The 13,186-nt window shown below is 65.0% G+C and carries 9 protein-coding genes and 2 pseudogenes; 3 read left to right on the forward strand and 8 right to left on the reverse strand.

From position 1 onward, the window contains the following. Both TOK_RS19750 and TOK_RS19755 read left to right on the forward strand, forming a co-directional pair. A partial coding sequence (locus tag TOK_RS19750) for a transposase (protein WP_141566455.1) occupies positions 1–446 on the forward strand: 446 nt, incomplete at its 5' end. Positions 447–744: 298 nt separating this feature from the next. Further along, positions 745–1,879: pseudogene (locus tag TOK_RS19755) on the forward strand (ISAzo13 family transposase); the annotation flags it as partial. A 217-nt stretch (positions 1,880–2,096) separates the two neighbouring features. Here the strand turns inward: TOK_RS19755 and glcF are convergent. The 8 genes from glcF to TOK_RS19795 form a co-directional block, all read right to left on the reverse strand. Then, positions 2,097–3,545, reverse strand: coding sequence for a glycolate oxidase subunit GlcF (gene glcF / locus TOK_RS19760; protein WP_098959497.1), 1,449 nt, complete (start codon positions 3,543–3,545; stop codon positions 2,097–2,099). A 26-nt stretch (positions 3,546–3,571) separates the two neighbouring features. Continuing rightward, positions 3,572–4,309, reverse strand: a complete 738-nt coding sequence (locus TOK_RS19765; protein WP_141566456.1) for an FAD-binding oxidoreductase — start codon at positions 4,307–4,309, stop codon at positions 3,572–3,574. Between the two features lie 155 nt (positions 4,310–4,464). Then, positions 4,465–5,577 (reverse strand): CaiB/BaiF CoA-transferase family protein, encoded by a 1,113-nt coding sequence (locus TOK_RS19770; protein ID WP_253258508.1) that lies wholly within the window; start codon positions 5,575–5,577, stop codon positions 4,465–4,467. Between the two features lie 49 nt (positions 5,578–5,626). Beyond that, positions 5,627–7,012, reverse strand: coding sequence for an aldehyde dehydrogenase family protein (locus TOK_RS19775; protein WP_216362026.1), 1,386 nt, complete (start codon positions 7,010–7,012; stop codon positions 5,627–5,629). A 28-nt stretch (positions 7,013–7,040) separates the two neighbouring features. Beyond that, positions 7,041–8,117: an alcohol dehydrogenase gene (locus tag TOK_RS19780; RefSeq protein WP_141566457.1), complete on the reverse strand. Its 1,077-nt coding sequence runs from the start codon at positions 8,115–8,117 to the stop codon at positions 7,041–7,043. A 50-nt stretch (positions 8,118–8,167) separates the two neighbouring features. Then, on the reverse strand, positions 8,168–9,799 hold the full coding sequence (locus TOK_RS19785; RefSeq protein WP_098959494.1) for an FAD-binding oxidoreductase: 1,632 nt from the start codon (positions 9,797–9,799) through the stop codon (positions 8,168–8,170). A gap of 84 nt (positions 9,800–9,883) precedes the next feature. Further along, complete coding sequence (locus tag TOK_RS19790) at positions 9,884–10,714, reverse strand: carbohydrate ABC transporter permease (protein WP_098959495.1); 831 nt, start codon at positions 10,712–10,714, stop codon at positions 9,884–9,886. 6 nt (positions 10,715–10,720) lie between these two features. Beyond that, positions 10,721–11,593: a carbohydrate ABC transporter permease gene (locus TOK_RS19795; RefSeq protein WP_172457664.1), complete on the reverse strand. Its 873-nt coding sequence runs from the start codon at positions 11,591–11,593 to the stop codon at positions 10,721–10,723. Between the two features lie 881 nt (positions 11,594–12,474). Between TOK_RS19795 and TOK_RS19805 the strand changes: the two are divergent. After that, positions 12,475–13,186, forward strand: a pseudogene (locus tag TOK_RS19805) (transposase); the annotation flags it as partial.

A 13,186-nucleotide genomic window follows, 5' to 3' on the forward strand; every position in this document is an offset into this window, starting at 1 on the left:
ACGCCGCCCGGCGCACCCTGCACACCGGCGCCGACCTGCTCACCGACAAGCAGAACCGACGCGTCGAGGTACTGTTCGACGGCGAGCAGCACGTCCAAGTCGAGGCAACCTGGGGCGTCTACCAACGCATGATCGCCGCCTACCGCGAGGTCGACAGGTCACGAGGACGGCAACTGATGTGCCGGCTGATCGACTCCCTCAGCCACGGCGTGCCCGCCGCCCTGGGCGAGTTGCGCAAGCTCGGCCGCACCCTGAAGCGGCGCGCCGACGACGTGCTGGCCTACTTCGACCGGCCCGGCACCTCGAATGGACCCACCGAGGCCATCAATGGACGGCTGGAGCACCTGCGCGGCTCCGCTCTCGGGTTCCGCAACCTGACCAACTACGTCGCGAGGTCCCTGCTCGAAGCCGGCGGATTCCGACCCCGCCTACACCCTCATCTGTGAAGAGCCACTAATGTATCCACTGTCCGAGAACCACAGGGCAGGTCACAGGGTCCGTATACTCCTGACCAGCGCCGCGCGAGCAGTGACGTGAACGCCGATCACAACAGGCCGTTCACCACGACCCGCGAAGAGCCCCGTAAAGTCTCTGTCGTCGATCGTAAGGATTCGCGATGAATGAACCTCGTTTTCAGGGTTGTGGCGGTTATCGTTGTGCTATGGCGGACCTGAAGGAAAGTCGTTGGCGCGGCGATATTAGGTGCTGCGCCCACACCTGAGCGAGTTGCAGCGTCGGTTGTGGCTGGGGGCCGAGGCCGCTGAGCTCGGCCCGGGCGGGGTCGGTGTGGTCGCCCGGGCAGTGGGGGTCGCGGCGGACACGGTGCGCCGGGGCCGCAGTGAGACCGAGGACCTTGATGCTGCCACGGTCGTGGCGTCTCGCCGGCCCGGTGGTGGCCGCAAGCGGGCTGAGGTCCACGACCCGGGCCTGGTCGCAGCACTGGAGGCGTTGATCGACCCGGTCACCCGCGGGGATCCGATGTCGCCGTTGCGGTGGACGTTGAAATCCACCCGTGCTCTGGCGCGGGCGCTGACCGAGCAGGGTCACCGAGTCAGTGACTACGTGGTCCGACGGCTGCTGCACGAGCAGGGCTACAGCCTGCAGGCCAACGCCAAGACCACCGAGGGGGGCCAGCATCCCGACCGCGATGCCCAGTTCGGCCACCTCAACGACCAGGTCCGCCAGCACATGGACGCCGGTAATCCGGTGATCAGCGTCGACACCAAGAAGAAGGAGCTCGTCGGGGCGCCTACAAGAACGGCGGGCGGGAATGGTCACCGGCCCGGACCCCGGTCCCGGTCAAGGTCCACGACTTCATCGACCCGGCACTGGGCAAGGCCAATCCCTATGGCGTCTACGACGTCGCTGCCGACGCCGGTTGGGTGTCGGTGGGCACCGACCACGACACCGCCGAGTTCGCCGTGAACACGATCCGCTCCTGGTGGACCACCACCGGCACGCTCACCTATCCCGACGCGTCCGGCCTCTGCTGATCTGCGCCGACGGCGGCGGTTCGAACGGCTCGCGCACCAGAATGTGGAAGACCGAGCTCGCCGCCCTGGCCGCTGCCACCGGACTGACCATCACCGTGGCTCATCTGCCGCCCGGGACCTCGAAGTGGAACAAGATCGAGCACCGGCTCTTCTCCCACATCTCCATGAACTGGCGAGGGCGCCCACTGACCAGCCATGAAGTCATCGTCGAGTCCATCGCCGCCACCACGACCACCAGCGGACTGCGTGTTCACGCCGAACTCGACACCACCCCCTACGCCACCGGCGTGAAGATCCCCAACGAGACGATGAAAGCACTGCAGACCAACGGAATCCTGACCCGCGACACCTTCCACGGCGAATGGAACTACACCCTCCACCCGCGACCAGTCACGCTCACCAGCGACACGCCCGACACCCACTGACTTAATTCATCGCGGACCCTAACTGGCGCATCGAGGATTCGGGAGAGCGTGTCGGCCATCGCGAATAGGTCATAACCCTCTGTCACTTTGGTCCCTCGCTATCGGGTGTCGGTCACCGCCCAACCGGTTTGGCGAAGGCAACCAGGAGTGCCCCCTGTGACGTATGTGCCTGTTGTGGCTAGCCGCAGCCGCCGGACTTGCCACAAGCGCATCCACCGGACGCCTCGGTCGCCTCGGTCGCTGTGCCGGTGAGTGCGGTAGCCGTCGGCGCCTCCTGCAGCAGGGTCTGCACGTCCCGGCCCCGCAGTGAGGCGTCGAGCACGAGAATCATGTGGGCGGTGGAGATGTGCTTACCCTGGCGTGCGAGGGCGTCGGTGATCTGCAGCAGGCAGCCCGGGTTGGAGGTCACGAGCAGCTCGGCCCGAGTGGCTGCCACGTTGACCGCCTTGCGGTCGCCGAGTTCGCGCGCGGGCTCGGGGTTGGTCAGGTTGTAGATCCCGGCCGAGCCGCAGCACAGGTCGCCGTCAGCGATCTCCTTGACGGTCAGGCCGGGGATCGCGCGGAGCAGCTGGCGGGGTTGAGACCGTACCTTCTGCGCGTGGGAGAGGTGGCAGGCGTCATGGTAGGCGATTGTCACCGGCAGCGGGTGCCGCTCGGTTACCGGGCCAAGCTCAACGAGGATCTCTGAGATGTCGCGGACCTTGTCCGAGAAGGCCTGGGCACGCTCGGCGTAGTCCGGGTCGTCGGCGAGCAGGTGGGCGTAGTCCTTCATCGTCGACCCACACCCGGCGGAGTTGACCACGACGCGCTCGACACCGGCGGCGGTGAAGGAGTCGATCAACGCCCGGGCATAGCGCAGCCCCTCGACCTCTCGCCCGGAATGCACCGACAGCGCGCCGCAGCAGCCCTGGGCAGGCGGGGTGATGACATCGCAGCCCTCCATGTTCAGCACTCGTACGGTGGCGGCGTTCACACCCGGGTAAAACTCGCGCTGGACGCAGCCAAGAAGCAGCCCCACAGTCATCCGCCGAGGCCCGCGGGCCGGCATCACCTCGGGGATGTTGACTCGCCGCTCGATCGGCGGCGCGATCGCCTCCATCGTCGCCAGCGTTGGCGAGATCTTCTCGAGCACCCCGGAACCGCGCACGAGCCTGCTCAGGCCGCTCTTCTGGTACAGCGCCAGGGGCCCGCGCACCAGGCGCAGACGGGCGGGGTGCGGGAACAGGGCGAAGATGCCCTCGCGCAGTGCCCGCTCCGCGAAGGACCGGTGCTGGGAACCGCGCCGTTCCACCTGCTGGCGGGTGGCCTCGATAAGCTTGTCGTACTGCACCCCGGAGGGGCAGGCGGTGACGCATGCCATGCAGCCCAGGCACGCGTCGATGTGCTGGACCATCGACGAGCTCATGGGCTCGCCCTCGAGGCCCTGCTTCATGAGGTAGATGCGCCCGCGCGGCGAGTCCATCTCCTCGCCCCACAGGTTGTAGGTAGGACACGCGGGCAGACAGAAGCCGCAGTGCACGCAGTCGTCGATGAGCTCGCGCGAGGGCGCGTGGTGGTCGTCGAACGCGGCCAGCCCGAGGACATCGGGCAGCGTGCTGGCAGCCTCTGCCGGTTCGGCGGTCCCCATCTGTCCTTTGGGGGTCTCGATGCTCATCAGATGCCTCCCACAAATCGGCCGGGCGCAAGGTTGCGGCCCGGGTCCAGGCGTTGCTTGATGCCGCGCATGAGTTCCAGCCCGCCGACCGGACCCCACACGTCCAGGCCCGCGCGCAGTTCGGCCGGGGCCGTCAGCACGGTCACGGTGCCCTCGCCCGGCCCAGGTGCGGCGGCACGCAGGCGGGTGACGACACCGGCCAACGCTGCGGCGGTGGGTGTGGTGATGCCGGCGTGCAGCACGCCAACGGCGGAGCCGCGCACCGCGACCGCGGCGCCGTGCGCCTGCTCGGCCGACCGTGCCGCCCGCAGCAGGGCATTCACTCCCATGAGGGTCGCCGTCGCCTTGGCGGTGGTGTCCCCGACGGGCAGGCGCGCCCACCAGGCCGGCTCCTCGCCTACCGCGCCACCGACAAGAGCGGCGGTCTCCGCGGCCCTGGCGGCGACAGCGTCACCGGTCCCCTCCAGGAGGACGGCGAGGACGGCCTCGTCACTGCCGGCTTGTCGGTCGATCTCGACGGCGGCCGGGGCGAGCTGTGACCCGATCACCTCGCGGGCGAGGTCGGCCACCTCCTCCAGCGGCCCCGTGCGCAGGACGTAGGCCCGGGCCGGGCGCACCGGGTGCAGGCGGAACGCGGCCCGCACGATGATCCCGAGCGTGCCGTAGGACCCGGTCATGATCTTGGCGAGGTCATACCCGGCGACATTCTTGACGACCTTGCCGCCAGACGTTGCCACGGTCCCGTCCGCGAGCACCACGGTGGCAATGAAGGCAACGACCCGATCCGGTTGCGGGCATATTGACATGAGGCACTTGCTGGCGGTCGGTGAGGATCCGCTCTGGAGGGAACACCCGACGCAGTTGGGCGACCAGCCGCTGGAGTGTCTGCGGATCAAGCATTGGGTCCTTCCTCACCGTGTGCAGCCGGCAACCTCGGCGGCGGCAGGTAGTACCGCACGGGGGTTCGGCTCAACCGCATCGGGCTCGTGACCTGGGGAACCGTTCGGTCGCCCGCGGTGATGTCGATCCGCGGTTCGAGGCCATAGATAGCGGCCGTGGCGAAGGCCTCGGCGATGTCGTTCACGGGGCCGACGGGGACACCGGCCCCGGTCAACCGGTCGATGACCTCGCTCGCGGTCAACTCGGCCGTGACCTCCTCGATGTGCTCGATGAGTGCCGCCCGGTTGACCACGCGAGCGGAGTTGGTCCCGAATTCCTCGGAAGTGCCGACCCCTTCCAGGCCGAGCACCCTGCAGAGATTCTGAAACTGGCGGTCGTTGCCGCACGCCAGTGCGACCTCGCCGTCGGCCGCTCGGAGCGTCTGGTACGGGGCGATCGAGGGGTGCTGGTTACCGATCCGTGCCGGGCTCTCACCGGTGCCGAGATAGGCGGTGGCCTGATTGGTGAGACTGGCGAGCAGCGCCTGCAGCAGCGTCACCTCGACACGCTGGCCTTCCCCGGTAGCGTCGCGATGCCGCAATGCCGCGAGGACACCGACGGCGGCGTGCAGCGATGCCAGGACATCGACGAGGGCGACGCCAACCTTAATCGGACCGCTCTCGTCCGTCCCGGTGATACTCATCAGCCCCCCGACCGCCTGCACCAGCAGATCGTAGCCGGCCAGATCAGCGGCAGCCGGCGAGTCGCCGAAGGCGCTGATCGAGCAGAAGACGACACCGGGGTTGGTCTTGAGGATGTCCTCATATCCCAGCCCAAGGCGGTCCATTACACCGGGCCGGAAGTTCTCGACCACTACGTCGGCTGTTTCGGCCAGTTCGAGGGCGAGGGCGCGGTCGTCGTGATTCTTCAGGTCCAAGACGATCGAGTGCTTATTGCGATTCGCACCCCAGAAGTAGGTGGCCTCCCCCTGGGCGAAAGGCGGTCCCCACCGTCGAGTGTCGTCGCCCTCTGCTCGTTCTACCTTGATCACCTTGGCGCCCAGATCACCGTAGAGCATCGTGAGGTACGGACCCGCGAGTATCCGAGAGAAGTCCAACACTCGCACCCCGTGAAGGCTGCCCGCGGGTGGATCGTCAACGCCATCCCAGCTAAATCTACGTGTCACTACTGCAGTCCCTCGATCTCATGTCGTGGACGAGTTTGAGGTTGGCAAACTCGTCGATACCGACTGGTCCTAGTTCGCGGCCGATGCCTGAAGCCTTCACGCCACCGAACGGAAGTTCTGGAGCCGTCCGAATCGTGGTGTTCACCCCGACCATCCCGGCCTCGATTCGCCTGACGAAGGAGTCGCTGATCTCACCTGGATCGCCGAATACCGCCGCTCCGAGCCCGAAGCGAGTGCCGTTGGCGATCTCGAGCGCTTCCTCCTCGGAGCTGAACTTGTAGAGCACAGCGACCGGGCCAAACAGCTCTTCGTGGTAGGCGCGCATCCGCGGTGTGACATCGGTGAGCACGAGCGGCGCGAAAAAGTTGCCTCCGTCGAAGCCATCGGGGGTGGTTCCCTCGTAGACCAATGTCGCCCCCGCGGAGAGCGCTTCGTCGACCAACTTGCGTAGTTCCCGCACCCCATCCGGAGTGGCCAAGGGCCCGATCGGCGTCTCCTCGAGCTTCGGGTCGGCCGGGATGAACGTCTTGGCCTCGGCTAGGAAGAGTTCGGTGAAGTCATCCCAGACGTCCGTATGCACCAGGGTGCGCTTGGACGACACGCAGGATTGCCCTGCGTTGCGGTACCGTCCCTGCGCCGCGAACGCGGCCACGGTCGGCAGGTCCGACCCCGGCAGCACGATCAACGGGTCCGACCCGCCCAACTCCAGCAGGCACTTCTTCAGGTACGTCCCCGCAAGAGTCGCCACGGCGCGGCCCGCACCCTCGGAGCCCGTGAGCGAGACCCCCTGGATTTCAGGCCGGGCCAGCACGCCCTCGACACCCTTCGACTCCACGAAGGAGTTGAGGTATACCGTCATCCCGGCCGCGGCCTCGTCAAAGATCTCCTGAATGACCCGGGCCTGGCGCGGGCAGTTCCGAGCGTGCTTGAGCAGGACCGTATTGCCCAGCACAAGGTTCGGCGCGGCGAACCGGGCTACCTGGTAGTAGGGAAAGTTCCACGGCATGATCCCCAGGAGCGTGCCGATCGCCTCCCGCGTCAGGTACGCCGACCCCCCGCCGCGATGCTCAAGCGGCACCGGCGCCAGGAACGCTTCGGCGTTGTCCGCGTAGTAGTCGTAGATGTCCGCGCTCAGGAGGACCTCACCGCGCGCTTGCGCGAGCGGCTTGCCGATCTCCGAAGCCGTCAGCAGCGCGAGTTCCTCGCGGCGGTCACGGTAGAGTCCCGCGACTCGCCTAATGAACGCCGCCCGAACGGATACCTCGGTCTGGGACCAGGAGCGGAAGGACTCGGCAAGCTCGTCGATCTTCTTACCGGTGGCTTCCGTCGAATCCGAGGGGAACTCGGCGAGCAATTCACCGGTCGCGGGGTCCATGGAACGGTAGTACATGTGTACCTCTCGATTATTTGGCGGTGGTGGTTGAGGAGGTCAGGACCTGGCGTCCCCGGGCACTTCCCTCATGGAGCCTGTCGAGCGCGCGATTAATCGACTCGAGCGAGAGCGGGAACTCCTCGGTGGGAATCGCCGGGATCTCCCCCCGCTTCGCAAGATCCACAACCTCGGCTAATTCGACGACCGTCCCCACGTAGGACCCGAGGATGGCGAGCGCACGCGAGGCCACCAGCGGATTCGGCATGACCAACTGCCCGCCGTGGAGCCCCACCTGAACCAGGGTGGCCCCCTTGCCAAGGCTGTCGAACGCCGTCGCAGCTGTCTGGCTGCTGTTCACGAAATCGATGATCGCCGCGGGCGGCCGCGAAGCGTCGGTGTTGGTCAGCTTGGACAGGGACACCTCACCTGAGAGGGCGGTCGACGTCGCACCGTATTCGGATGCGACCTCGAGTTTGTCCGCCGAGATGTCGACGGCGATAATCTCCGAGCAACCCAGCCCCTTGAGGATCGAGATCGCGGCCAGCCCGACCCCACCCGCGCCGATGACCACGACGGGGTTATCAACCTGCGCGTCGTATGCCTTCTTCACGGCAGAGTAGGCGGTGATACCGGAGCACCCGAGCGTCGCGGCCCAGGATGGGTCGAGATCGCCAATGCCGAAGAGGTACTTCACATCCGGGACGACGACGTACTCGGCGTATCCGCCGTCGGCGAATACCCCAAGAGTCCCCGGCTTGGAGCAGAAATTGTCTTCGCCACGACCGCAGTAAAAGCAGTCACCGCAGCCTATCCACGGGTAGACGCAGTACGCCATATCTGAGGTGACCTCCCCAGCCTCATCGCCGAGGCTCACGAGCTCACCGACGATTTCGTGGCCCATCACCAGCGGCAGCGATATGCCACGATCCTTCAGTGTCAGCTCACCGCGCTCGCCGAGGTCGTAGGCACCAGTGCGCAGGTGGACGTCGGAGTGGCACACGCCGACACGAGTGACCCGAAGCACCGCACCTCGCGCCGGCGGACTCGGGATATCACGCTCGACTGCCTCGATGGCACCGTCACTGGCTGTTAAAGCATACGCTTTCATGTCAGTCTCCTGCCTCACCTAAAAGCTCGAAAATTCTGATGACTTTACGATCATGGGTCGATGAGAACGCCCGGATTCATAATCCCGGCTGGGTCGAGGGCTGACTTGATTCCACCGAGCGCCGCTCGGTGCAGCGCAGGCATCTGCTGATCGTACCAGGGACGGTGATAGCGACCGACCGAATGGTGGTGGGTGATCGTTCCACCTGCCGCCAGCACCGCGTCCGAGGCCGCCTGCTTGATCTCCGCCCACTGCTCGAGCTCCGAGCCCTTCCGAGCCGATGTCAGGACGGTGAAGTACGGGGCGGGGCCGTCGGGGTAGACGTGGGTGAACCGGCATGCGACCGACCCAGCGCCCGACACCTTCCGGATCGCCTTCGTGGTCGCATCGACGACACTGGCGTACAACTCGGGGAAGTCTGTCCAGCTGCAGGCCGTTTCGAACGTCTCCCGGAGGATCCCCATCCGCGCGTAGCCTTCCTTGTAGTACGGGCCCCGCACGAAGAAGTTGCGCCACTTCCCGGCCGCTCCGCCGCGTCCGACCACTTCGCCAGCTCGGGCCGACTCCTGGCCTTGCACCGTCCCTCCGGCGGCCAGCGCAATCGCCACAGCGCTGGCCAGAGCGGACTCGGTCTCCTCGTGCGCGGACTCAAACCCGAGGATCAGCACCGACTGGCTGCCATCGCTGGCGCCGGCGAGTCGGGACTCGGTCGGGTCCAGCAGCCTGCAGTTCGCAGGCCACAGTCCCGACTGGGCGATCAACCGAGCGGCTTCGACGCCCTTGTCGAAATCGGCGAACAGCACCGAGGCATTGGACTTGAAGGTGGGGCGCTCGAGGAGCCGCATCCACGCTTCGGTGATGACGCCGAAGGTGCCCTCGGAACCGATCATCAGGCGGTTCGGGTCGACGCCGGCTCCATCACACGGAATCCGTCGGCTTTCGCTCACGCCGGCCGGCGTCAGCGTCCGCAGACCCGCGACCTGGTCGTCGATCTGGGTGAACATCGTGGCGAAGTGTCCAGCAGCGCGCGTCGCGATCCACCCACCCAGGGTGGAGAACTCGAAGGCCTGCAGGTAGAATCGCATTGACAAGCCCTGGGGCTTCAGCTGCGCTTCCAAGTCAGGTCCGCGCACACCCGCCTGGATCAGAGCTGAACGCGAGGTGTGGTCGATCTCGAGGACCTGGTTGAGATGGCGAAGGTCCAAACTGACCGCGCCGGCATAGGAGTCCGGGATGTCGGGCTCGATACCACGCGCGACTGAGGAGCCACCGCCGTAGGGGATCACGGCGACGTTATTGTTAGTAGCCCAATCCAGCACGGCCGCTACGTCGTTCTCAGTCTCCGGGAATGCCACAAAGTCAGGCGGATTCTTGTACTGGCCGTACAAGCCACGTGCGAAATCGTCGTAGTTCTTACCCAATGTGTGCTCGACCCGGGCCCACCTATCGGCCGAGCAAATCCTCTCGAGTGACGCCGGCGGGGCCACCCGGGGATCCCGCAGTTCGATCTCCTCCAGGCGCGGCGCCGGTGACAGGTCCTGGGGTGTGATGCCGAAGCTTGCGTGCAGATGGTCTCCGAGTTCGAGGATCTCCTTATCAGAGACCACATCATCGGCGAATCCCCATCCCCAAAATTTCCGCTGACGATTATCCCGCGTTGCATTACTCGCACTGTTAGACATTATCAATCCTTCCCAACTTTAATTGATGGCATGTACATCGCACATGGCTTCCAGGCGCTGCCGCTGTCGACCGCGAGGCTCCGCCTAGCCCTTCACCGCACCGGCCATCATGCCTTTAATAAAGAATCTTCCCGCGAGGACCATGAATCCGATCATCGGCAGCCCGATCAGGGCCGCTCCTGCCAGCAGGTCCCCCCGCTGAAGTGCGGTGGATTCGGCAATGGTGGCCAAGCCGACGGGCAACGTTTTCATCGAATCGCTGGAGACGAGCATCAGCCCGAATACATAGTCGGTGAATGACAAGACGAACGAGAAAACCGCTACGGACACAATCCCAGGAACCGCCACGGGAATAACGATTCGCACGAGTGCTTGCATCTTGGTTGCCCCGTCGATCCACGCCGCTTCCTCGAGATCGACCGGGACCGTGTCGTAGAACGCGATCATCATCCAGACGCCGAACGGCAGGCACATGGCAATGTGGGCGATGCCCAGACCATAAAGCGTATCATCCAGGCCCACAGATACCAACAAGCCGAATAATGGTATCGCGAGGACGAGCGGCGGCAGCATGTAGCCGATCAGCATCGACATCCGGATCACGCCGTTGCCCCGGAACTTGAACCGCGACAGGACGTACGCCATCGCCAGGGAAACAACGACGGTGATAAACGTAACCGCGACTCCGAGGACGATGCTATTGAAGTAGTTTCTCGGAAAGTTCGTCGAGGCCCATATCGAGGTGAAGAAATCGAGGTTGAACGCGGTCGGCCACAGGGTACTGCGATCATCGTACAACCCGGTAAAGCCACGTAATGCACTGACGGTCACCCAATAGATCGGGAAGAGCGTGATGAGCCCAATCAATAATGCCATGATTGCTTGAAAAACCCGAAAAGAACGTCGTGGCTGCATGTCCGCTCACCTCACGCTGTCTCGTGAACTGGTCAATTTGAGGAAGATGAGGATCGCGATCAACATGAGGATCAGCGAGAGCACAGCGATCGTTGCCCCTTCTCCGACATTGAAGTTTCTGAACGCCTCCTCATAAATCAAAATCGGCAATGTCCGGGTCAGGTTCATTGGACCGCCTGCCGTCAAGAGATGGACCACATCGAACTTACTGAACATCCAAATGCCGCGAAGGACGAGAATCGTCACTATGACTGCCTTCATCATAGGCAGTGTGATCGAAACGAACTGCCTGATGGCGCCCGCACCATCCACCCGAGCGCTCTCATACAGTTCCTCGGGTATGGTCTGGAGCCCAGCGAGAAAAACTATCACCACAAACGGCGTCCACGCCCAGACAGACACCCCGATCACGGTCACCATCGCCATGCTTGGTGAGAAGAAATTGATGTTTCCTAGCCCGAGGGTCGAGAGCATCACATTGAGAATGCCGACCTCCGGATCTAGGATCCATCGCCAGGCCAGTGTCGCCACAATCGCCGGGATGATATACGGGACGATCGATGCACCTCGGAGCAAACCATTCCCCCAGAAAGGCTTGTTCAAGACGAGCGCGATACCGACGCCGACGACCAGCTGGAGGAGCACCGATCCGCCCGCATAAACCAAGGTGAGGTACAGCGCCTCGTAAAACGGGCTATCCGAACCGAGGATATACCGGTAGTTGTCGAGTCCGACGAACGTACCCTCCGCGGAAAAACTTCTCGCCGATCGGAAACTGTACTGTACGATCACAAACAGTGGAACAGCGATAAAACTGGTGAGCAGGACTAACCCCGGTAACGTCAGCGCACCTATGAACGGCCAGTCCTTCCTGGTCACTCTTCTCAGCAAGATTCCTCCATCAATGAGGCTTTGGGATACGTGCTATCGATTAGATAACCGGACGTAAGGTTTTCTGCTGGCACCACCGCCGGCACCATAAACCTTTGACGCCAGGGGACCGGGTCGTGGGTGCCAGCGCCCAGGCCCAGGACGACCTGGCCGCGGAGAACCTAGCCCTGGCCCCACGGCCCGGCAGGCCGCCTTGAGGCCCACCACGTGGGAGGAGACCGTTGAGGTTGCTCGCGCCTTCGCCGAGCGTTCTCCCAATGGGTCCGGCGTCATGATGCCGCTGAGGGCCGATGACTCTTCGAACTGGATCACCTCGCAGGTGCTGTGGGCCAATGGCAAGCTGGACTCGCCCATCGCGGTCATCACGCCGATGGTCTGGTCCCGCACGGCCGTCGGTGAGCAGCACATGTTTCTCCAGCAGCCGCAGCGACCACCGGTCATAGCCGCCCGGGGGCTCTTCGTGCACGCCAGCGCGATCACCCGCGCCTCGACCTCCCCGGTCACCTTCGGCTCCACCGGCGGCGTCGCCCGTTTCCGGCGGCCGATCACCTCCTCCACATCGCCAGCGGACTCGGTGAACCGACCGCGGGGGGCCACGTCTCTACCGGTGAAATGCGAGGGTACAAGGCCGAAACGTGGCTTACCCAGGCGCTGTCCGAGAAGCGCAAAATTATGGGCTTCGGGCACCAGTGTACAAGAAGGACGACTCGCGGGCGCCGAGCATGAAGGCCGCGCTCGACCCTCGGGTGGCGCATTACGGGCTCTTCGCAGTTGAGGGTGTGGAGGTCGTGGGCGCGTCGCTCGTGGGACAGGGGTCGAGGTCCTCCGATGATGGGAGTTCTGACGCTACCCACCGGGAAGACCTCGACGTGCCTGACGCTACCTTCACTCGCCCTGACCTGACCACATTCGCTCGGCTGGATGACCTCGGCCTGGAAGTCGTCGGCCAGCGCCTGGAGCCCGATCGGGCGGTACTGGCCTGCCGCGTCATCGAGGATGACGCCTGGTGCCGACGGTGCGGGTGTGAGGGCGCGCCTCGGGACACCGTCACCCGGGCGCTGGCGCACGAGCCGCTGGGCTGGCGCCCGACCACGCTGCTGGTGACGGTGCGCCGCTATCGGTGCAGCGGGTGTGGGCATGTGTGGCGCCAGGACACCAGTCTCACGGCGCGGCGGAGCCGCGGGCGAAGCTCTCGCGCGGCGCCCTGCGGTGGGCACTGGTGCCATCGTGTCTCAGCACCTGACCGTGGCCCGCGTCGCCGAGGGCCTGGGGGGGTCGTGGAACACCGCCAATGACGCGGTCCTGGCCGAAGGACGACGCGTGCTCATCAACGATCCGCACCGGTTCGACGGGGTCAAGGTCCTTGGTGTCGATGAGCACGTGTGGCAGCACACCCGCCGGAGGGACAAGTACGTCACCGTCATCATCGACCTCACCCCGGTGCGTGAGGGCACCGGGCCCGCCCGGCTGCTGGACATGATCGAGGGCCGCTCCAAGGCGGCCTTCAAGCAGTGGCTCGCCGACCGACCCGCCTCCTGGCGAGCCGGCCTGGAGGTGGTGGCGATGGACGGCTTCACCGGC

Source organism: Pseudonocardia sp. N23 (genome assembly GCF_002583555.1).
GTDB lineage: Bacteria > Actinomycetota > Actinomycetes > Mycobacteriales > Pseudonocardiaceae > Pseudonocardia.